Genomic DNA, 21,446 nt, shown 5'->3' on the forward strand with positions numbered 1-21,446 from the left:
TAATGCTGTATGTTGCAAATCGTTTCAATAGGTGGAGAGACTGAGTGTCCAGTATGCGCCGATTTTCCAGAGAAAACTTGCAGGGGAGCCGATAAAAATCCAGCTTGCTGTTGCGGAAAGATCCAGCCTCCCGCCGAGAATGCCCTGGAATTGAGCGATGGAACTAGCGGCAAGGATGTGGGCGTCTGCGAGCCAGAACATAGGGAAAGAAATGCTTGTCAGGTCGGAGGCCTTCCAGGTCCCCAGGAAAAACAGCTGCGTGCCGGCTGATGATTGGCCGATAGCAGTTTGCGCTTCCATAGTTAATGAAAGGTTGCTGATAGCGAGGCTGGTGCCAAGCATGGCGAGCGCGTAAGCAGTTGAATCCGTTGTGCGTGCTGAAAATTCGGTATAGGGGACAAATGGGCCTGCATCGACTTGCAGCTCGAATGAGCCTGCGAATTCATCTGCGCTTCCTTGCTTGCGGCGCCAGCCGGCGCTCAGCGCGAGGGACCCGACCTCAGACACAAAGGATGGGCTGGAAGCGCCTCCGGATAAACCTCCAGTTAACCCGCCATTCGCGCTGCCCCCCATGCCAATCGATGTAAAATAGCGCGCTCCTGCTGTAATAGTTGAATCCCCATCGATCGACGCAAGCGCTTCGATCCGGCTCATTGACGAAGGGAAGATCGAAAAGCATACCATTCCCGCAGTTTCACTTTGTCAGCGCCTCCATGCTGAACATGCTGTCGGGCATCGCCGCATCGATCTTGACCGATTGCATGGAAAAGACTGTCTTCGAATTTTTTTTGAGCGCGTCGACAATTTCGACTCTGGTGGGGAGCTGGCGTCCGGCTATGGCTTCTATTTCTTTTACATACATGGTTTTCATAAGAATGCCACTTCGCGCGTAAAGTTCGATCTTCAGGGGGACTTTCCGGCTCGCGTCGACCCACAGGATGCGCACAGGATAGGAAATATCAGTTCTGGAGGACACGAGCTTGAGTAGTTTGCATAGGCGTCCATCCAGCGTTTCTTCCTTTATAATTTGCGCGGAATAGGCTTCCCGCAGGCTTTCGCCTTCGGCCACCTCCTCATAGCTGAGGTTGGAGCCCATGAGCCCTTGCCGCAAAAGGCTTCCGGAGATCCGCACGGTCTCCCCTTCGGAAGGGAAGTACATCCATATTGTGGAACCTAGGCAAAGCATGCGCGTGCCTTTGTCTTCCGGGTTTGTAAATTCCAGAATGACCTTGTCCGAGCCCCGCGCATTTGCGATGAACTGCTTTTTGAGCAGCCGGGAGCCCTGGGTTATCTCAATTAGCCCGATATAGGAAATACTTGAATACCGCTGGGCAGAATCGATGGCTTCGAGAAGCGCGTCTGCTTCGCCCGATGATCCAGCAGTGCTTCCTGCGCCTGCCGCGCCGCTGCCCTGGCCTGGCGTTTCCTGCGCCATGACTGCTTGCGCCATTAGCAGCAGTGCGCCCGCCGCGAAAAGAAACACCTTCACAAATCTCGATATAATAACGAAATAATTAGAAGCCTTTTTCATCGCGACCTCCTTATTGCACAGCCTTGAGCGCATCCACCACTTCCATTCTCGAGGCTCGCCAGGATGGCAAAAGCGACATGATGGCGGCCGCAACAGTGCAGAACAGAATTCCTGCCAGCACGCCGGATACTGATATCGTCGGCTTGATGATGTTATCGATTGGCCAGGAAAAGCCTGCAAGGGCGCTCGACAGATCAAATCCTTTGCGTGAAAAAGCAGCATTGAACGCAATGCCTGCCGCGGTCCCCAATACCGAACCTCCAAATCCCATCATCGTGCCTTCGAGCAGGAAGGAGAGAATGATCCGGCGGGGCGGCATGCCCATGGCCATAAGAATACCTGTTTCCCTGCGCCGCTCCAATACGACCATCGTCATGATATTCGCTATGATGAAAGCTCCCAGGAGCGCGATGAAAAACCACATTGCCATATAGATTGAGCTCGCCATCAAAATCAGCTTCGGATAATCGCCAATTGCCGACCATGGGAGAACAGAAAGCTGCCCCTGGCCATGAGCCGCCAACACTGCGCCGATTTTTTTCTGCCACGTATCTGCAAGCCGGTAATCCGGAAGCATGACGAGGATTTGCTGCGCGCCGCCTGGTATGCCAAGCATGTTCTGGGCATCATCGAGCCGCATCTGAAAGATTGAGCCATCGAGGGCATTGGTACCGGTCTGGAAGATGCCCGAGACTTTGAGGGATTTGAAGCCGATGCCGCCGTCGGCGCGGGTGGCGATGATCTTCAGCTTGTCTCCGGGTTTGAGACCAAGGTCTTTGGCAAGTCCGCTCCCGATGATCGCGGTGCCTGGCTCATCGCAATAGCTGCCCCCAGGCAGAATGTTTCTGTTCAGCATCAGAAGCGATTTTTCCTTTTCAGGATCGCCCGCGATTGCTACGGCGGGCTTGGTGAAGAGGCCTGATGAAAGGAGTACGCCGAAACGGATCCGGGGCGCTGCGGTGATCCCGCTTCCTGCAGAGGCTGCCCCTGCGCCCGCGCCTGTACCCGCGCCCGCCCCGTCCATCTGTTCTATTTCCGATACGAGCTGGTCTGCATCTGCAATATAGTCATCTATTGGAAGAAAACGGGCGCGCTCGCGATAAGAACTTGTCGTGATATTGACATGCCCTGTTTCATTTTTTGCATAATTGCGCACCATCGAATCGAGGAATCCTTCGGTAAGTCCATTTCCAGCCACCACCAGCAATGTGGCTAAAAAAGTTGACAGTACCGCCAGAAGGCTCCTGCGCGTATTCCGCAAGAGGTTTCGCCATGCATATGATATCAGATTCATGATTGCCCCCTTACACGAAGCGCAGTGCTTCGGTTACCTCGATATGGCTTGCTTTTCGTGCTGGCATGAGGCTTGCGAGCCACGAAACTAGCACTCCGAAGGAAAAGCCCTGGATAAAAGCGAGCGGGTTCCATTCTCCCTTAATAAGAAGGTTCTTGGGCAAATTTCCGAGGTCCAGGTTTCCGAACATGCCGCCAAAAGCGATTCCGCGGCTCGTGAGCCACCATACAAAGACAGCCCCCAGCAGAACGCCTCCCGCGCTCCCGATAACTCCGATCAGCATTCCTTCAAGCGAGAACAGCCGCTTGATCTGTCCTGGTTCGAGCCCATATGCTGCAAGTACGCCGATTTCTCGGATCCGGGAGTACATGCTCATGAGAACAGTGTTGAAGATACCCACCGCGCTGATGAGCAAAACGATGACCACGACTATGTAGGCAAACTTCGATTTCATATTCCGCATTGCGAGGTAGTCGCGCATCGCCTTGCCGATGCTCATCGCTTCGATTCCGCTAAATGCTTTTTCGAGAGCGCTGGCTGCTGCATCAGACTGAGCGACGAGCGCATCGAGTCGCGAGGCCGGCGGAATGCGGATATCGATTTCAGTGACGGGAAGCGGCGCGCCGACGAGCGCTTTGGCATCCTGCGCCGAAAGATAGATCGCCTGCTGCGAAAGCGAGAATAGCGGAAGATCGGCGATCCCGCCCACCTCGAGTTCGATGGCATTGAGGCTTCCATCAGGCAAAATTGCTGTTACAGCTATCAAATCACCGATCCGGACTCCGAGATCCTTTGCAAGATCAAGCCCGATGACTGCTTTTGCCGGGCTGACCCACGCGCCGCTCTGCACAGTGCTGGAGGTTTTGAACACCTCTTTATCCTTCTCCGGCTCTACCGCAAAGGCCAGCGCAGGCGTTTCGTCTATCCAGTTGGAAACCTGCACATAGAATCGGGTTCGCTGCGTCCACGTACTGCCTTTTGGCAAAAGCGCGGGCAGCCTGTCCTTAATCGCCTTCGGCTCTTTAATGGCTATATTTTTAAATAGGGGGTCAGACCCCGGATAAAATTCTTGATATTCCCTGGATCGCAGGCTGATTGAGCCGCTGTCATAATCTATTGCTGTATCGATAGTTACTCTATCCATCCCAGCGAGGAGAGACTGGAACATGATGAAAACAGCAATGCCGACCGTGAGCACGATTGCGGTGATGAGGGTTCTCCGTCTGTGCCGCAGTACATTTCTTGCGGCGATCCGGAAGAGTACGCTGCTCGAGGCTTTCATGGCGCCCCCCTTTCGTCGCGCTCGATTTGTCCGTCGCGCAAGGTTATGACGCGTTGTGCCAGTTCCATAATGCGCGGATCGTGCGTCGAGAACAGAAAGGTCGTTTGCGTTTTTTCGTTGATCTCCCGCATCAGTTTGATGATTTCGCCTGCTGTGTGCGAGTCGAGGTTCGCGGTCGGTTCGTCGGCGAGCACAATGCTGGGCTTTTTCACAAGGGCGCGGGCAATGGCTACTCTCTGTTCCTGGCCGCCTGACAGCTCTGTCGGATACCGGTTTGCTTTGTCGGAAAGGCCCACCATCTCAACGATCGAAAGCGCTCGCTCTCGAATGGCCGCGCGGTCATGCATGCCTTCGATGAGCAGGGGCATCTCCACATTTTCGGCGACTGTCAGCACCGGGATGAGGTTATATGATTGAAAGACAAAAGAGACATGCGTGCGCCGGTATGCTGCGAGCTGGGTTCTGTTCATCGATTTCATCGGAGCGCCCCTCCATGAGAGCTCGCCGCGCGTCGGAGAATCGAGGCATCCGATAATGTTGAGCAGGGTAGTCTTCCCCGAGCCCGAAGGCCCGACGACAGCCGCAAATTCTCCCTGTTCGAATACAAGGTCGATATCCTTCAGCGCGATGACTTCAGTTTCGCCTTTGCCATAAATCTTTGTTACATCGGACAATGAAAGAATGATTTCCGCCATGGAAGTCTCCTTCTCTGCTATGTGTGCGGTTTGAGAGCCGCGATCATTGAATCGAGCGTTTCCAGATAATTTCTAAATGCTTCATTTCCCAATTCAGTCAGTTTTATTTCGGTGAGCGGCTTTTTGCCCTTAAATTTTTTTTCGATCAGGATATAACCCGAGGATTCGAGCACCGACAACTGCGACGACAGGTTGCCGGCTGTCATGTCCAGATTGTCGCGTAGTTCCGTGAATGTACATGTGCGCGCGGGTTGTGAAGACAGACTTGCGAGAATGCGCAGCCTGGCCCGTTCATGAATGATTTTATCGAGGTCGGGCAGGTTCATGATGCTCTCGAAGCCACAATGCCAGCAATTCCGAGCGAAACGAATGCTCCGCCCCAGACTATGCCGCCCCATAACCATGGTGACCCCTGGATAAAGAATAGCGAGACAAGTCCGAGCGCGAGCAATGTCCAGCCAAGCGCGCTGAATTCCGGAAGCTGGATTCGAATGTCAAGCGCGAACACCGCGAACGCTGCGAATATTGCCGACATGGAGACTGCAAGCGGCCCAAGCCCTTCCGTCACTAGGAAAACGCAAATCACAACCACAGCAAGCAGCGCGGCAATGATGACCGAAGCTGGCCCTTTGCCGTAGATTACCCTCAAAAGACTCGCGATCGACTTGTTCTTGCGGCCCATTATCCTTGAAAGCAAGGTGATTTTGATTGCAGCGCCAACCGCGAGCATAATTGCGAATGTCCAGAAGATGATGCCAGCAGACGATGTCCCCGATGTGCCTGACTCGCTTATCAGAAAATGGCCTGCAATGCAAAAAGCGACAATAACTATACTGAATCCGAGCGACAGCCATATGAACGTTTTCCGGAGGTCCTTGTCATGGAATATTCCCGCTTCATGGCTTGCAGCCTCGCGGATCTCTCTGAGGGTGGCTTCGAATTCCTTCAATTTCTGATCTGATATGTTCATATGTGCCTCTTTACGAAATAAACTAGTTTGCAATACAAACCATAGTGCAATTATAAATCCATTTTCTCCAGCAGTCAAGTCTTTGTTTTTGGGTTATCGTCAAAATTTCCAAGTCGTGTTATAATTGAAACAAATATAAATTTTCTGCCAACATCGCAAACGGCAGGTACGGGTCTGATTCTGTAAGTGGAGGCACTATTGCATGCGCACCGAAGGTGTTGATATAGATTTTCGCTTTCTGGAGGATGTCCAGAGTACAGAGAATATTCGGCGGATCGTGATTCGGGTCTCCGAAGGTGATGTAAGCGTAGCAGTTTCGAATGACAGTGATCTTCGCTATTCTATCGAGCTCGAAGGAATACCTGGCGAAATAGAAGCGTGGTCGTGCTCTGTTCGCCGAGCCGAGAGCATCGCGATCCTTGATGCAATGGCGAATGATTTTGTGCGCATTGCAAAATGCAATATACATGTTCCTTCGCACATCTCCGATATCGAAGTACATTCCTCAAGAGGTTCAATCGAGGTCAGAGACATTTCCGCAAACATTCTTGTGATATCAGAGCGAGGCAGTATCACAGTAAGCGGAGCGAAATTCGTCGAAGCTTCAAGCGTGAACGGCTCTATTCATATAGAAAACAGCGAAGGATGTTCTGCACGCAGCATAGATGGCAATCTCGTCTGTCACAGGATATCAGGTTCTGTTCAGGCCGAGATGCAGAACGGTTCCGTCACAATCGATCAGGTCGCAAAGAATGTCGCGGTTGTATCGGATCAGGGGAAAATATCTGTGCGCCGGGTGGGCGGAAGGGTCAGACTCATCTCCAATAAAGGCGATGTCGAGCTTGAAGTGAGTGGGCCTTTTGGGGGCGGAGAAATCCAGACCTATTCCGGAGACATTTCTATTCAGCTTGAGCATAGCAGCGTGGAATTCAGGGCTGAAACGCTCTCGGGGCGAATCGATGCGAGTCATCCGGTGAATTCTGCCGGCATGGGGCCGCAGCGCTGTGCATTCCGGACAGGCGATGGCGCCCGTCGGCTCTATGTAAAGAGCGTTCTGGGCGACATCGAAGTGAACTAGGGCTGTCGAAGCGAACTTGAGCCCCGGCGCGGATGAGATGCCTATTCGGCAAACAGCTCGCGGATTTGCTTTTTATACAATTCGTTGATCGTAAATCGCTTCATCTCCTGCTTCGCAGAAAGCTCCCGTCCGGGTTCAAAGGGATCCGGAAGCAGCGCAAAACGGAAAATCCGCTCGAATGGTTTGAAACCATTTTTCATGCTCACGAACGAATTGATCTCGCTGTCGATGAGTTCTTTCACCTCGGGCTGATCCAGAAGCGACGGATAATCGTTGAAGGGTATTTCGTTCTCTTCCGCCCATGCAATAAGCGCTTCCTGGCGAGGTACGATCAGTGCTGCCAGGTACTTTTGATCCTGGCCAAGGACAACCGCCTGCTGGATAAACGCACTCTCGCCAAGCCTCTGTTCGATCGGGACAGGCTCGATATTTTCGCCGCCGCGCAGCACAATGGTATCTTTTGCGCGCCCGACGATTTTTATTTCGCCATGGACAGTGAGCATGCCAAGATCGCCGGTATCGAGCCAGCCATCTTGAGAGAGAATCTTCGCCGTAAGATCGGGGCGCTTGTAGTATCCCAGCATCACCTGCGGCCCCCGAACCTGGATGACGCCTTTGTGCCCCGGGGGAAGCGCATTTCCATGCTCGTCTACAATGCGGATTTCGGTGCCCCTGTGGATCGGGCCGACTGTGCCGCTTACCGGATGATTTTTCAGCCGGACACCGAGGACAGGTGCGGTTTCGGTAAGGCCATATCCTTCAAGAATGAGAATGCCGAGGGCGTCGAAGAACTTGTCCACAGACGGAGGCAAGGCTCCTCCGCCCGAAACACCTGCAATAAACCGCTTGCCCAGTTTTTCCTTGATTTTTTTGAACACAAGGACATCGCCCAACGCGCGCAACGGCGACAGGAGCACAAAAGGAATGACAGCAACTCCGATATCCACAGCGCGAGAGCGGGGAGAAAATTTGGGCAGCCTGTCGAGCAGCATGTTTCTGAAATACGCATGCGCTTCGCCAATGGCTATGAAAACCGAGAACATCGCCCGCTTTACGGCGCTGCTCTGGCGCACCGATTTATAGACGCTGTCTTTTATTGATTCCCATATGCGAGGGACAGACGTGAACCAGTGCGGCTGCACCGCCTGCATATCCGCAAGGAGAATCGAACCGACAGGCTTTGAATATGCAATTGTCGCACCTGCTTGCAAGATAATGTACTGAACCACCCGTTCGAAAGAATGCCAGACTGGCAGCACAGAAAGGAAGATTTCGCCACTTTTGACCCCGATAATACTCGGCAGGTACTCAGTTTGATGCAAAAAGTTGCCATGGCTGAGCATGACACCCTTGGGGTCGCCCGTTGTGCCGGATGTATAAATAATGGTAGCCAGATCACCGCGAGCGCCTGCTTTCGCTTCTTTGGTATAAAAATCGGGATCTGTCGCATAGAGTGAGCGGCCTGTATCCATGATGTCGGAAAAAAGAAGCACTTGCAGCCCGTTGTGAGCTGCCTCTTCGGATATTGCTGAGGACGGCGGATCGAACAAAATGATCGTTTTCAGATGGGCGTAGGGAGCTTCGGTGAGCGATTGAGAACCGAATGGAAGGCGGCCGGCCTTTATATCAAGAATTTTCTGGAGCTGCCGGTCATTCTCGAGGATGGCAAACTCGCATTCGCTCCAGCTCAGAATATAGGCAATTTCCTGAGCTGTAGCATCACATCCGCGGGGGACATCTGCCGCTCCAAGGCCGAGAATGGCCAGGTCAGCAATGAGCCACTCTTTTCTGTTGTCAGAGATGAAACCGATTCTGTCGCCTCGCTGTATCCCGAGATTGCGCAGGCCGAGTGCGCAGATACTCGCTTCGCGAAGCAGTGCCTGATATGTTGTCGGCTGAAATTTGCCCTGGGAATCCTTCGAGAGCTGCACATGCACATTTGGCTGTTTTGAAGTTACTTCGATGAACATCTGGGGGATCGTGTCTGCCATTCGGACGCACCTCCTGCAATTTGCTTTGACATAATTACTATAAATGTAAAAATGTGCGCCGTCAAGCTAATATTTGATCCTGGGCAAATATTCGATCCTGGGGGACCTGGTTGAAATAATCACGAAGGATCTGGCGCATTGCGCCGAGCGAAGGTGCATTTACAAGTAAAAAGCGCAGGTGGTGGGCAAAACTCACATTAGCTGCATAATATGAAAAGACGCGCCGGCATGTTTCTCTCTGCCATTCCGGAGGAAGAAGGGTCTCGGCAAGATCGATAAATCGCAGCGCAATCGCGAGAAGGTCGATTTCTGGCATGTGGCGCGTGCCATACTGAGGCTCATCTCCAGGCTCTATGCTTCCTGGGGTACCGCGCTCGCCTTCGCCAGAGCCAGCCCCGCTTTTAAGCGAAGCAAACAGCCAGGGTTTCTGCACCGCGGCCCGTCCGATCATAAGGCTATGGATGTGAGTCGAATCGAGGAGAGCAGCGCATTCTTCCCTGGCGGTAATGTCCCCATTTGCAATCACAGGAATAGGAAGTACCTCAGCCAGAAGCACAGCAAAGCGGTGATCGGCCTTGCGTCTGAATTTCTGCGTATCGAGCCTTGCATGCACAGTAATACAATCGAGGCCTGCGCCGGCAAGCGATTGAGCGAGCGCAATCGTCCCGTCTTCGCCCAGGCTTGTGCTGATGCGTATTTTTGCGGAAAGCATGCCGACCCACTGTTCGCGAGCTGCTGCGACCATCTCGCGGGCAAGGGATGGGTTGTCGAGCAGAGCTGCTCCTCGCCCGTAGCCTTTGATATGAGGCGCTGAACAGCCCATATTGATATCGATGCCCGCTGGGCGATATTCTGCAGGTAACTGCGATACAGCATTGCACGCTTTAGCCAGCGTTTCAGGGCTGCGCGCAGCGAATTGCACCGATGTTTGCAAAGGACGGGGCGATGGATCGAGATAGATCGATTCGTTTCTTCCGCCCGAAAGAAAAGCTTCGGCACTTGCCATCTCGGTCACGAACCAATCAGGAGCGCCAAGTTCGTATACAAGCGTGCGGAATGCCCTGTTCGTAATCCCTACCATTGGGGCAAGGAAGAGCGAACCGCGCGAAAACGGAACCATAGCAAGCAAGGTACCGCATGGACGCGCAAGTTACAAGTCAATCTTTCTCATGAGTCGGCACAAGGTTGGAAGCACTACCCTCGAACCGCCTGAGTGTTGAAACTCTATGATAATGTCCCCTGGTGAACTCAATTAAAATGTCCCCTTGGTAGAATAGCAGCCAGGAGCGAACATGGCTGGGAAATTACCGATGGGACAGAAAGAGCTCATGCGGGCAAAGGTGATGGAACAGGTAGTACAGAAGCAGCTTACACTGAAAGAGGCGGCATTGAAGATTAAAGTGTCGTATCGGCAGGCGAAGCGGATCTACCAGCGATACCTGCAGGAGGGCGACCAAGGGCTTCTGCACAGGAATCAAGGGAAGGCTTCCGGGAAAGCGTATGATCCTGGGATACGGGAAGCAGCGCTGCGCGTGTACCAAGAGCGATATGGAGACTTTGGTCCGACCTTAGCTGCGGAGAAGCTGAAGGAATGCCATGGGATCATCATTGACCATGAGACTTTGCGGCGGTGGTTGCTTGCGGCAGGGCTGTGGCAGCGGAAGCGGCGCAGGAAGGCGTATCGGAGTCGTCGGAGGCGGCGGGAATGTTTTGGCGAGCTTTTGCAGTTTGACGGGAGCCATCACGATTGGTTTGAGGGGCGAAGAAGTCCCTGCTGCCTCATGAATATGGTCGATGATGCGACCGGGATCACCTTCTCGTTCTTCTGTGAAGAAGAAACCACGTCCGATGCAATGCGACTGCTCTGGCGCTGGATTGAGCGCTATGGCATACCCCAGGCGCTCTATTGCGATAAAAAGAATGCCTTTGTGCTGACCCGCGAGCCCACGATTGAAGAGCAATTAGCCGGCATTGAACCCCAGAGCCCCTTTGAACGCGTCTGTGAGGTACTGGGGATTGAGGTGATTATTGCCAATTCACCACAAGCGAAAGGACGGGTGGAGCGCAATCATGGCGTCTACCAGGATCGGCTGGTCAAAGAACTGCGGCTTGCCGGTATTTCGACGATTGAAGAAGCCAATCGCCATCTGGTACAGACGTATCTCCCAAAGATCAACGAGAAGTTCGCCAAAGCGCCATTGCGGCCGGAGGACGCCCATGTATCACTCACTACCCCGACGTCTCTCGACGATATCTTCAGCTACGAAACGCCTCGTGTGGTGAGCAATGACTACGTTATCAGCTACAAACGCCGGCTCTTCCAGATTCAACGGAACAATCGGCTTCAACCCAAACCAAGGGCAAAGGTAACGGTCAGAGAACTGCTTGATGGACGAATCAAGCTTCTCTACCAAAATATGGAACTCGAGTATATCGAGCTCGAGAAAATATCACGCAAGGAGGAACTGGCCACTCGCTCAGCCTGAGTGAAAAGGGGACATTTTAATCGAGCTAAGAATGGGGACATTTTAATTGAGTCTTGACACCCTCGAACCGCCTGAGTTGACTATGTGCCGCGTAATGGTATATAAATCATCCGCGCATGTTCCCTCATTCGGGCTTCGCATGGGAACGGACGTGCGGATAGAACGAAGCCCACATAGTAGTATTTGAAATCAGGAGGATTTTCGTGAGCGTACGCATTAGACTGAAACGATTCGGCGCAAAGGCCAGACCATTCTATCGCATTGTGGTGATGGATTCCCGTTCAGCACGCGATTCCAAGACAATCGATGAGCTTGGCTACTATCATCCGATCGAAACTGAAGACAAGCAGCTGCTTATCAATGAGACAAAGGTCAGAGATTGGCTTTCGAAGGGCGCACTGCCATCCGATACCGTAAAATCCCTTCTCAACAAGAAAGGGATTCAGCTCGGCTGAGCCGGGAACGGCTGTATACCGACCTGCCGGGAGCATAATTATGGAACGCGATCTAGTTGAATATATTGTCAAATCTATTGTCGATAATCCCGATGCAGTCAACATCAAGGTGATTGAAGGCGAAAAATCCACGATTCTCGAGCTGAGAGTTGCGGAGAGCGATATCGGCAAAGTAATTGGCAAAAATGGCCGCATCGCCCGCGCGATTCGAACTATTTTGTCAGCCGCCGCATCATCGCAGTCAAAACGCGTCATCCTGGAGATTCTGGACTGACAATGGCGCACAGCCATGGATAAAAAGCAGAAAGCAGAGTATCTCGCCGTCGCTCGATTGGGCGCTGTTCGGGGCCTCGAAGGGGAGATAAAGCTGCACAGCTATTCGGGCGAATTTTCGCACATCGAAAAAGCTGGCGAAATTATGTTGGGCGGCGAAGCTGGCCTAGAGGATGCGCGCCCAATACGCATTGTGCAGTTCTTGCAAGGCGGATGGGGCGCGAGTGTCATTTTCGAAGGCTTCGATACGCCGGAAAAAGCGCGCACTCTTGTCGGACGCGAGCTTTTTTTGCCGAGGGAAAAGGCCTGCCCACTGCGCCCGCACGAGTACTATGTAGCTGACCTTGTCGGGATGACTGCAACGGTGAACGGGCTGGCCATCGGGGTTATTGCGGCGGTGCTCGATGGAGGGGCGGATGCCCTTCTCGAAGTGAAACGCGATAGCGGCGGTTCGGCGCTTGTGCCCTTCCGCAAAGAATTTGTGGGCGAAATCGACGAGGAGAAAGGCGAGCTCGAGATTCTGAGCTCTTGGATTCTGGAATGAATATCAAGGTTCTTTCGCTATTTCCCGAAATTCTTGAAGCGTACTTTTCCGCTTCGATCATGAAACGGGCGGTTGGGAAAGGCCTTGTTTCCTTCGAGCTTGTGAATATACGCGATTATGCGTACGACAAGCACCGCAAGTGCGACGATGAAGTGTTCGGGGGCGGAGCGGGCATGCTCCTCAAACCCGAACCGCTGGACAGGGCGCTCGCCGCTGCAGGCTCTCCTGAAGTGCGGACAGTCTATGTGACACCTTCAGGCCGCCTTTTCAACCAGGCGATGGCAGCCGATTTTGCAAAAGAAGAGAATCTGGTAATCCTTTGCGGGCGCTACGAAGGAATCGACCAGCGCATAATCGATACGCGCGTGACCGATGTCGTTTCGATCGGTGACTACGTTCTTTCGAGCGGCGAAGTTGCTGCAATGGTCGTGATCGATGCGGTGTACCGGTTGGTGCCTGGTGTCATCTCGGGCGAATCGCTCTCGGAAGAGAGTTTTTCAGCAGGCCTTCTGGAGTATCCCCAGTATACAAGGCCTGAGGAATATGGTAATATGCACGTCCCGGAAGTGCTGGTAAGTGGGAACCATGCCGCAATCGCGCGATGGCGGCTCAGGGCGAGCCTAATCAAAACGCTTGCATACAGACCGGAACTTTTGCAGACAATCGATCTGACCGGAGAGATTGGCAGATTGCTCAAAGAAGTGATAGACGGAGGGGGAGAGAATGAACCTCGTGCAGCAAATTCAGGCGGAACAGGCAAGAACTGACCTGCCCGCATTCAGGGTTGGAGATACGGTTCGTGTCAGTTTCAAGATTGTAGAAGGAAGAATCGAGCGCATTCAGGCATATGAAGGGCTCGTTATCGCCATCAAGAATTCGGGAGCGAGCAAGACTTTTACAGTAAGAAAAAATTCTTACGGCGTGGGCGTAGAGCGTGTATTTCCGCTCAATTCCCCCCGAGTCGACAAAGTTGAAATTGTAAAGACCGGCAAGGTCCGCCGTGCCAAGCTTTACTACATCCGGACAAAGGTCGGAAAGAAATCGAAGGTCAAAACGCTTGTTGGCGGCCGCAAGAGCGATAAGCCTGAGGCATAAGCTGGTTTTTGAATATGTCGCCTGACTGAAGGCGATACGTGAAGGCAATACGGGCTGTTCAAGCATAATGCTTGGGCAGCCTTTAATTTTTTCTGGCAAAACATGAAGCGAAAAGGCATATTTTTGCGTTGTATATAGTGGAGATGTTTGCTTTGCAAAAATGCGCTGTTCAGAAGGGCAGAGATGGCGAGGATGAAGCGGTGCGTTTTCTCCTGAAATCGGGCTGGGAAGTAATATATCGGAATTTTCGCTCAAGGCGGGGAGAGATCGATATCATTGCGCTTCGAGACGGAATTCTGGCATTCATGGAAGTGAAAATAGCAAACAGATTTACGCAAGAAGACCTTCAGCATGTCATACGTGCGAAAAAACGGCGTTCGATCATCGAAACTTCTAAACTATTCCTCGCGATGAATCGAAAATATAGTCAGTACCACATCAGATATGATGTGATACTGATTGCGGAGAATGCCTGCGCAAGGCATATGGAAGGCGCATTTGCGGAAAACGATGAAGCAGAATAAAGTATCACGAGATTTGCCGGGCTGGGCGGGCTCGACTCCCGACGATTTTCTTCTGGCCGATTACGATATCGCCGAAGAGATGAAAGCCTCCAGCTGGAAGCGCCTGTATGAACTCAAGCATAAGCTCATAGACGATCACTACCTTGATGGGGCGATTGCATCGATTGCGGAAATGCTGTCAAATAGAGTGAAAGGCAAATCGCGATGAACAATGAACCGAATGCACCACCATCGAAACGTCCCAGCGGCAGATTTCGCAGTCATAGTTTCCGCAAAAAACGGCCAGCCAAACCATCTTCGCCGTCGCTGGAACCGACTGAATCCCAGCCGGATCCGCAAGCGGAGCGCGTGAAAAAGCAGGAACTGAAAATCTGCAAAGTATGCGGCAAGCCTATATTCGATCTTGCTGGGGCCATAGCCTCGCGGGACGACGGTGAACCGATTCATTTTGATTGCGCAATCGAAATCTTGTCCAAGGAAGAGACGCTGGCTCCGGGCGAAAAAATCTTCTATATCGGAAGCGGCTCATTTGCCGTCTGCTATCAGGCTCCTGGCGGCAAGCTCGAAATCAGACGAAAGATTCGATGGGAAACAGCGGGCTCAACGCAGCCCTGGCGAAAACCGATGGTTTCTTCTCCAAGATTGCCGTGAGCGTCTGCTACTTCTTTCGCGGTCGAATTACATCGAACCCGCAGTAGGGAACAAGCGCATCCGGAATCCGCACTGAACCATCAGCCTGCTGGAAATTTTCCAGAATCGAAATAATAGCGCGCGAGCACGCGATCGCAGTGCCGTTCAGCATATGCACAAAGCGGTTCTTCCCGTCGTCGTCACGGTAGCGCACATTGAGCCTTCGTGCTTGATAATCAGTGCAATTCGAAGTCGAAGTAATTTCTCCCCATTCGCCATTGTTGCGCCCCGGCATCCAGGCTTCGAGGTCCCATTTGCGGTATGCGGGAGCACCGAGGTCGCCAGTGCACGTATCGACAACGCGGAATGGCACGCCGAGGCTCGAGAATATCTCTTCCTCGATGGCGCGAAGCTCTTCGTGGATGCGGCCCGAGTCTTCCGGCAAGCAGTAGACGAACATTTCGACTTTGGTGAACTGGTGCACGCGGTATAAGCCCTTGGAGAATTGACCAGCTGCACCCGCTTCGCGGCGGAAACAATGGGAAATTCCGGCATACCGAATCGGGAGCTGGCTCTTGTCGAGAATGGTGCCGCTGTGGTACCCGCCCAGCGTGATTTCTGCGGTGCCGATAAGGCAGGTATCTTCGCCTTCGAGGGTATACACATTCGATTCGGCGCCCCGCGGATTGAATCCAATGCCTTCAAGTATTTCGGTTTTGGCAATATCCGGCGTAGCCATCAGCGTAAATCCGTGCCGGGACAGGATATCGAGGGCATACCGCACCAGCGCGAGTTCGAGAATGACCGCTTCATTTTTGAGATAGTAGAATTTGGTGCCTGACACCCTTGTCGCTGTATCAAAATCGATGATATCGAGACTTTGACCGAGCTCCACATGGTCTTTGGGCGGGAAGTCGAACTGGGTAGGCGAGCCCACGCGTTTGACTTCGAGGTTGTCTTTGTCCTCTTTTCCGCGCGGGGCATCGGGGTGGGCCATGTTTGGAATTTTCGCCATTTCGACTGCAAAGGAAGCTTCCGCCTCCTGGAGCTCCGTTTCGAGGCGTGCAATGGTTTCCTTGAGGCGCTTGCCCTCTTCGATTCTGGCTGCGCGATCTTCCGCAGACATGGGCGATTTCATGGCCTGGGCATTCTCGTTTCTGAGCCTGCGGGCATCCTCGAGCTCGCGAAGGAGCGCATTGCGTCTGTCATAGAGAGAAACAACAAGATCAGCATCCGCATTCATGTAGCGGTTGCGGATATTCTGGCGGACAGCCCCGAGGTTTTCTTTAATAAATCGTATATCGAGCATGCCAGAATACTAGCGGGACAGGGGTTCTCGCGCAAGCGGGAGTTGCAGCATTGCCGTCAAACAGGCTACCATTTGCGCGTGACAGAACGAATAGACCAGATGCGTGCGCGCATCGCCGAAATCGACGAACTCATTTCCAGGGCCGACATGATGCGTGACCAGCAAAAATACCGTGAGCTCATGAAAGAGCGAGCTCGACTTGCCGAAGTAGTCGCTACATTTGACGAAACGCAGTCTCTTGCTGTATCGCTGCATGATACAGAAGCGCTTCTGGAAGGCGAAACAGATCCCGAACTGCGCCAGCTCATCGAAGAAGAGCTTGGGCAGCTTAGGAAACGCTTTATCCGAATCGAAGAAAAGCTCAAAACCCTTGTTATGCCGCGCGATCCCTTTGCGGACAAAGCGGTGATCATGGAAATACGGGCTGGAACGGGCGGCGAAGAGGCAGCCCTGTTTGCCGCGGATCTCTACCGCATGTACAGCCGCTATGCCGATAGCCGCAGATGGACCCTTGAAGTAATGAGCATGAGCGAGACCGAACTCGGCGGCATTAAAGAGATTATTTTTTCAATCTCGGGAGAAGCAGCCTACGAACGACTTCGCTATGAATCCGGCGTGCACAGAGTTCAGCGCGTGCCGGCCACCGAGAGCTCGGGAAGAATCCATACGAGCGCAGTCACCGTAGCCGTTCTTCCCGAAATGGAAGAAACCGAAATCGAGATAAAGCCTGATGATCTGCGCATCGATGTCATGCGCGCTTCGGGGCCTGGCGGCCAGAGCGTCAATACGACGGACTCGGCAGTGCGCATTACGCACTTGCCCACCGGCATCGTTGTGCATTGCCAGGACGAAAAGAGCCAGATAAAGAACAAAGCCAAGGCACTGCGGATTCTCCGCGCGCGGCTCTACGAGCTGGAAGACCAGAAACGACAGGCAGCTCGTTCTGCAGAACGGCGAAGCCAGGTTGGGACCGGCGATCGCTCGGAGCGCATCCGCACCTACAATTTTCCTCAAAATCGGCTGACCGACCATCGAATCGATCTTACCCTGTACAAGCTCGATCTTGTCATGGAAGGCGATATCGATGAACTGCTCGATGCGCTCGTTGCGTGGGGCAAGCAGCAAGCCTTCGAATCGGAAGGGCATGCGTTGGCATGACCGTCAGGGAGTTGCTGCTCGAAGCAGCGCGCACTTTTTCGGGGAGTGACACTCCATTTCTCGATGCGGTGATTCTGCTTGCCCACAGTCTTGATGTACCGAAAGAAAAGATACTGGCGATGCTGCCTGAGGAAGCCTGCGATGTGCCAGCCTCGTTTTTCGAAATGGCCGACCGCCGGCGCCGCGGCGAAAGCATTGCGCATATCCGCGGGTTCCGCGAGTTCTACGGGCGCACCTTTTTAGTCAACGACGACGTGCTTTCGCCGCGGCAGGATACGGAAATTCTCGTGGAAGCAGTGCTCGAGGCAGGGGATATGTGCGCTTCGATGCCAAATGCCTCCAGGCCGCTGAAGGTGCTGGATCTTTGCACGGGTACAGGTGCGGTTGCAATCAGTATTGCCGCGGAAAGACCAGCCTGGCATATTACTGCTTCGGACATTTCCCTCAAGGCGCTCGAAGCAGCCCAACAAAATGCCCATCGCCTTCTCGCCTTGCCAAGCGCTGTCGAATTTGTAGCATCGGATCTTTTTTCCGGCATTTTGGGGCAATTTGATATCATAGTTTCGAATCCTCCCTATGTGCCGCGTGCGCAGGCGGAGCAGTTGATCTCTGACGGATGGAAAGATCCGCTCGTCGCGCTGGATGGGGGGATAGATGGCATGGATTTTGTACGAGCCATTATTGCTCAGGCTAGTGAATTTTTATACAAAAATGGTGTAGTATTGTTGGAGATGGACCCCTCGCAGGTGAGCGAAGCGGTGGCTCTTTTCAAACAAGCTGGATTTTGCGAAATTAGAATTTGGAAAGACCTTGCAGGCAGAGAACGGGTCGCAGGTGGGCGATATGGATGAGCTGGCACAGAATTTTCTCTCGAAAGCTGAAATTCGATTCACCGCTGAAAAGAGAGATATTCTGTCGAGTGCGGTTATGTATTGCCAGCATTCACATGGTGATAAAAAACGGGCCTCAGGCGAACCCGCGTTCTATCACGACTTGAGGGTTGCGGAGATTCTTCTAGACCTTGGAATGGATCTCGAATCGATTATTGCAGGGCTTTTGCATGATACCGTCGCTGAGCGTGTTTCGGGGTACGCCCCGGGGCAGGCTGCTCAAGCAGCAAGCAGGCGCAAAGTACCAGGTGCGTCGGAGCCAGCCAGGACAGAGCGAAGCAAAAGCGAGAAAGAGACAGGCACCCTTAATTCGCTGCTCGCGGCTCCCAACCCTCAGATCGAAGAAATGTATGGCACAGATACAGCGCTGATTGTGGCGGGCGTCAACAGGCTTTCTTCGGTGCGGGCCAAGAACAAATCGGTACATGCCGCAGAGACCATGCGAAAAATGCTGTTCGCACTTACAAGCGATATCAGGGTCATTCTGGTCAAACTTGCGGACAAGCTCGACAGCATGCGCACTCTGAAATATCTGCCGGAAGATCGCCAGAAAGAGATCGCCACGGAATGCATCGATATCTATGCGCCGCTTGCGGACAGACTCGGTATCTCATGGCTGAAGGATGAACTCGAAGACCTTTCGCTCAAATCGCTCAACCGCGAAATATTCGATCAGATAAAAGACATTGTGAATGCGCGAAAAGAGGAGCGCCAGGAATTCCTCAAGAAAGTAACAGAAAAAATCCTTTCATCTGCAGCAAAGGAGAACATCGAAGTCGAGGTCAGTGCGCGCGCGAAGCATTTTTATTCGATTTACCAGAAAATGCGCAAGCGCGGAAAAAGCGCCGAAGAATTGTATGACCTGCTCGGTATTCGCCTTATCTGTCGCAGCGTCAACGATTGTTATTCCCTCCTTGGCCTCGTGCATCGCCTCTGGAAGCCCATCGACGGCCGATTCAAGGATTATATCGCCATGCCGAAATCGAATGGCTATCAGAGTCTGCATACTACGGTTATCGCATACGGCGGCCAACTGCTCGAAATCCAAATTCGCACACGCGAAATGCATCTTGTTGCAGAATATGGAGTTGCATCGCACTGGCTCTACAAGAAAGGCTCGACCGCCGAGCTGCCCCGCCTCGAAGACTTGCCGATTGTCAACAAGCTCAAGCAATGGAATCAATTCATCATCGAGGGCGAAAGCTATCTCGAAGAGATAAAGCGCGAACTTCTGCGGGATTCTATTTTTGTATTCACGCCCAAAGGTGATGTCATCGAATTGCCGGCAGGAGCCACGCCCATCGATTTTGCCTTTGCAATTCATACCGATGTAGGCGCGCACTGCCTCGGCGCAAAAGTAAATGGCTCCATCGCCTCTCTCGATTCCGAGCTTAAGAATACTCAGATTGTGGAAGTTATCACTTCTCCCAACGCAAAACCGAATATCAACTGGCTCAAAATCGCGCACACCAGCAAGGCGCGTTCGAAAATCCGCCAGCTTCTTGTGCAGACAGGACAAGCTGTTGCCATCGACAAACATATTGTCGCTGCAAGAAAAGGCGAAAAAACGCTTCCGGAAACAGGCCAGGCGCGCCCGCATGCACACGAGCGCCCGTCCGAAGCGCCGCACGCGAAAAGCGAGGAGTTTCCTTCGGTTGTGGAGTTCCACAGCATGCAGCCTGGCTTGGTTCTCCGCAGCGAAAAAGCCGGTGTTTCGGTTGGCGGCATCCGCAATATGATGATCCGCATTGCCGGCTGCTGCAGGCCAGTCACCGGCGACCGCATTGTCGGCTATGTGTCGAGAGGGCGGGGAATCATTGTGCATCGCGAAGATTGCCGCTCGCTCGCATCGATTGCGGATTTCGAAGAACGCCGCATCGATGTCAAATGGGAAGATGAAGCCATGAATGCCACTGCCCGCTACCGAGTGACGACCAAAAAAACCTTCGATATCTTTTCAGAAATCGAGTCTACCGTACGCAAGTGCTCAGGCCGCCTCAAGGAAGGCAAGCTTGGCGAGCGCGGCGACGGCACGTTATCCGGCTTTTTCATCCTTGAAGTCGATGCGCGCGATGATTTGAAGCGCGTTGCCAAGGCGCTGCGCACGCTTCCGAGCATTCTTTCGATCGAAGAAGAGGCGCTTTGAGTAGTGCTCTCAACCTTGTGTAAAGACTTGAAGTAAAGAGGGTAGATTTGCGCGAATATCTCTATGACCGCCCCTGCGGTCAAGGAGGGTATTCGTGCACTGGTTTGCCTTTTGTCCCAATCCGAACTGTTCCTACCATCACGAGGCACCTGCCTCGCCCTGGGCCTATGCGATTGGCTGGTATGCTACCAAGGCCTTCGGGAAGGTGCGCCGGTTTCGTTGTACGCGCTGCGGAAAAAGCTTTTCCACCCAGACGTACTCGACGCACTACTATCTCAAGCGCATTGTCTCGTACCGGGATGTGCTCTATAGGCTGGTAGGCGGGGAGAGCCTACGGGGGATGAGTCGCGCGCTCGGGTGCTCGCTTTCGCTGCTTACGACTCGTATCGACCGACTGGCTCGCCAGGGTATTGCACTCCACGCCCGGATGCTGCACGCTCGGCGAGGCAAGGAAGACATCTGTATCGACGGCTTTGTCTCCTTCGACTGCTCGCAGTACTTCCCGAGCGAAATCCCCATTGCGGTGGGACGGACAAGCGGCTTCGTGCTCGATGTCAGTCACTGCACACGAAAACGTTCAGGGAGCATGCGGCAGGACCAGAAGGCGAAGGCACAGGCGCTCTATTCGACGATTCGGCTCGAACGGGGTGGGATCGGCCGGTCATTCAGGGAGGTGCTGGCGACGAGCCTTGCTGTGCAGCCGCCACAGCCTCAGCGGCCCTTCGTGCTGATCACCGATGAGAAGCCCGACTATGCGCGCCTCGTGCGGAAGCTTGCAGTCTACTGGGGTGAGGGAGGAGGGCGACTCGTGCACCTGAGGATTGCTTCACACTTGCCACGGACGATCCACAATCCACTCTTTTCTTCGAACTACACCGATCGCGAGCTCAGAAAGGACCTGGCGAACCACCATCGTGAGAGTGTCTGCTTCAACCGCAATGTCGCAAACGGCATGCTGCGCCTCTGGGCCTACCTTATGTGGCACAACTACTTAAAGCCCTACCGTATCCGCTGGCCGAAAGGCCGAAGACCCGCCACCCATGCCGAGGCGAGCGGCATCGATGCAACTGCGCTCGAGAACGTATATAGAAGCTT

Annotated in this window: 24 protein-coding genes; 14 read left to right on the forward strand and 10 right to left on the reverse strand. The window is 53.3% G+C overall.

Features of this window, described 5'->3' with window-relative positions:
- Nucleotides 1-24: 24 nt before the first annotated feature.
- Genes GAP13_RS08895 through GAP13_RS08925 form a run of 7 tightly spaced genes read right to left on the reverse strand, consistent with a single transcriptional unit; the run spans nt 25 to nt 5,772 of the window.
- Nucleotides 25-654: a hypothetical protein gene (locus tag GAP13_RS08895; RefSeq protein WP_158907978.1), complete on the reverse strand. Its 630-nt coding sequence runs from the start codon at nt 652-654 to the stop codon at nt 25-27.
- Nucleotides 655-694: 40 nt separating this feature from the next.
- Entirely contained in the window at nt 695-1,531 is an 837-nt protein-coding gene (locus GAP13_RS08900) for an outer membrane lipoprotein-sorting protein (protein ID WP_158907979.1), read from the reverse strand.
- A gap of 10 nt (nt 1,532-1,541) precedes the next feature.
- On the reverse strand, nt 1,542-2,825 hold the full coding sequence (locus GAP13_RS08905; protein WP_158907980.1) for an ABC transporter permease: 1,284 nt from the start codon (nt 2,823-2,825) through the stop codon (nt 1,542-1,544).
- A 10-nt stretch (nt 2,826-2,835) separates the two neighbouring features.
- Nucleotides 2,836-4,107, reverse strand: a complete 1,272-nt coding sequence (locus tag GAP13_RS08910) for an ABC transporter permease (protein ID WP_158907981.1) — start codon at nt 4,105-4,107, stop codon at nt 2,836-2,838.
- Entirely contained in the window at nt 4,104-4,802 is a 699-nt protein-coding gene (locus tag GAP13_RS08915; RefSeq protein ID WP_158907982.1) for an ABC transporter ATP-binding protein, read from the reverse strand. Before GAP13_RS08915 ends, GAP13_RS08910 begins: the two co-directional genes overlap by 4 nt.
- Nucleotides 4,803-4,819: 17 nt before the next feature.
- Nucleotides 4,820-5,128: a transcriptional regulator gene (locus GAP13_RS08920; RefSeq protein WP_158907983.1), complete on the reverse strand. Its 309-nt coding sequence runs from the start codon at nt 5,126-5,128 to the stop codon at nt 4,820-4,822.
- Nucleotides 5,125-5,772 (reverse strand): hypothetical protein, encoded by a 648-nt coding sequence (locus GAP13_RS08925; protein WP_158907984.1) that lies wholly within the window; start codon nt 5,770-5,772, stop codon nt 5,125-5,127. Before GAP13_RS08925 ends, GAP13_RS08920 begins: the two co-directional genes overlap by 4 nt.
- A gap of 202 nt (nt 5,773-5,974) precedes the next feature.
- Between GAP13_RS08925 and GAP13_RS08930 the strand changes: the two genes are divergently transcribed.
- The gene (locus GAP13_RS08930; protein WP_158907985.1) at nt 5,975-6,850 is read left to right on the forward strand and encodes a DUF4097 family beta strand repeat-containing protein; all 876 of its coding nucleotides are present in this window, start codon (nt 5,975-5,977) and stop codon (nt 6,848-6,850) included.
- A gap of 41 nt (nt 6,851-6,891) precedes the next feature.
- Here the strand turns inward: GAP13_RS08930 and GAP13_RS08935 are convergent, their stop codons facing one another.
- Nucleotides 6,892-8,841: an AMP-dependent synthetase/ligase gene (locus tag GAP13_RS08935; protein WP_158907986.1), complete on the reverse strand. Its 1,950-nt coding sequence runs from the start codon at nt 8,839-8,841 to the stop codon at nt 6,892-6,894.
- A 61-nt stretch (nt 8,842-8,902) separates the two neighbouring features.
- Entirely contained in the window at nt 8,903-9,961 is a 1,059-nt protein-coding gene (locus tag GAP13_RS08940; RefSeq protein ID WP_158907987.1) for a tRNA-dihydrouridine synthase family protein, read from the reverse strand.
- A gap of 172 nt (nt 9,962-10,133) precedes the next feature.
- Between GAP13_RS08940 and GAP13_RS08945 the strand changes: the two genes are divergently transcribed.
- The 9 genes from GAP13_RS08945 to GAP13_RS08985 all read left to right on the forward strand — a co-directional run bounded on the left by GAP13_RS08945 (nt 10,134) and on the right by GAP13_RS08985 (nt 14,869).
- Entirely contained in the window at nt 10,134-11,327 is a 1,194-nt protein-coding gene (locus GAP13_RS08945) for an ISNCY family transposase (protein WP_158907988.1), read from the forward strand.
- A 203-nt stretch (nt 11,328-11,530) separates the two neighbouring features.
- Nucleotides 11,531-11,782, forward strand: coding sequence for a 30S ribosomal protein S16 (gene rpsP, locus GAP13_RS08950; RefSeq protein ID WP_158907989.1), 252 nt, complete (start codon nt 11,531-11,533; stop codon nt 11,780-11,782).
- Between the two features lie 40 nt (nt 11,783-11,822).
- On the forward strand, nt 11,823-12,056 hold the full coding sequence (locus GAP13_RS08955; RefSeq protein WP_158907990.1) for a KH domain-containing protein: 234 nt from the start codon (nt 11,823-11,825) through the stop codon (nt 12,054-12,056).
- Nucleotides 12,057-12,071: 15 nt separating this feature from the next.
- Complete coding sequence (gene rimM / locus GAP13_RS08960; RefSeq protein ID WP_158907991.1) at nt 12,072-12,599, forward strand: ribosome maturation factor RimM; 528 nt, start codon at nt 12,072-12,074, stop codon at nt 12,597-12,599.
- Complete coding sequence (gene trmD / locus GAP13_RS08965; RefSeq protein WP_158907992.1) at nt 12,596-13,366, forward strand: tRNA (guanosine(37)-N1)-methyltransferase TrmD; 771 nt, start codon at nt 12,596-12,598, stop codon at nt 13,364-13,366. Before rimM ends, trmD begins: the two co-directional genes overlap by 4 nt.
- Nucleotides 13,323-13,694: a 50S ribosomal protein L19 gene (gene rplS / locus GAP13_RS08970; RefSeq protein WP_158907993.1), complete on the forward strand. Its 372-nt coding sequence runs from the start codon at nt 13,323-13,325 to the stop codon at nt 13,692-13,694. The genes trmD and rplS overlap by 44 nt, the downstream gene beginning before the upstream one ends.
- A gap of 143 nt (nt 13,695-13,837) precedes the next feature.
- Entirely contained in the window at nt 13,838-14,218 is a 381-nt protein-coding gene (locus GAP13_RS08975; protein ID WP_158907994.1) for a YraN family protein, read from the forward strand.
- Nucleotides 14,205-14,426, forward strand: a complete 222-nt coding sequence (locus tag GAP13_RS08980; protein WP_158907995.1) for a hypothetical protein — start codon at nt 14,205-14,207, stop codon at nt 14,424-14,426. Before GAP13_RS08975 ends, GAP13_RS08980 begins: the two co-directional genes overlap by 14 nt.
- A complete protein-coding gene (locus GAP13_RS08985; RefSeq protein ID WP_158907996.1) occupies nt 14,423-14,869 on the forward strand; it encodes a hypothetical protein in 447 nt (148 codons plus the stop codon). Before GAP13_RS08980 ends, GAP13_RS08985 begins: the two co-directional genes overlap by 4 nt.
- A 7-nt stretch (nt 14,870-14,876) precedes the next feature.
- Here the strand turns inward: GAP13_RS08985 and serS are convergent, their stop codons facing one another.
- Nucleotides 14,877-16,157: a serine--tRNA ligase gene (gene serS / locus GAP13_RS08990; RefSeq protein WP_158907997.1), complete on the reverse strand. Its 1,281-nt coding sequence runs from the start codon at nt 16,155-16,157 to the stop codon at nt 14,877-14,879.
- Between the two features lie 78 nt (nt 16,158-16,235).
- Between serS and prfA the strand changes: the two genes are divergently transcribed.
- The 4 genes from prfA to GAP13_RS09010 all read left to right on the forward strand — a co-directional run.
- A complete protein-coding gene (prfA, locus tag GAP13_RS08995; protein ID WP_158907998.1) occupies nt 16,236-17,315 on the forward strand; it encodes a peptide chain release factor 1 in 1,080 nt (359 codons plus the stop codon).
- The gene (gene prmC / locus GAP13_RS09000; protein WP_158907999.1) at nt 17,312-18,166 is read left to right on the forward strand and encodes a peptide chain release factor N(5)-glutamine methyltransferase; all 855 of its coding nucleotides are present in this window, start codon (nt 17,312-17,314) and stop codon (nt 18,164-18,166) included. Before prfA ends, prmC begins: the two co-directional genes overlap by 4 nt.
- Entirely contained in the window at nt 18,159-20,351 is a 2,193-nt protein-coding gene (locus GAP13_RS09005; protein ID WP_158908000.1) for a RelA/SpoT family protein, read from the forward strand. Before prmC ends, GAP13_RS09005 begins: the two co-directional genes overlap by 8 nt.
- Before the next feature lie 94 nt (nt 20,352-20,445).
- A partial coding sequence (locus tag GAP13_RS09010; RefSeq protein ID WP_158908001.1) for a hypothetical protein occupies nt 20,446-21,446 on the forward strand: 1,001 nt, incomplete at its 3' end.

It is taken from the genome of Rectinema subterraneum, from assembly GCA_009768935.1.
In the GTDB taxonomy this organism is placed as follows: domain Bacteria; phylum Spirochaetota; class Spirochaetia; order Treponematales; family Rectinemataceae; genus Rectinema; species Rectinema subterraneum.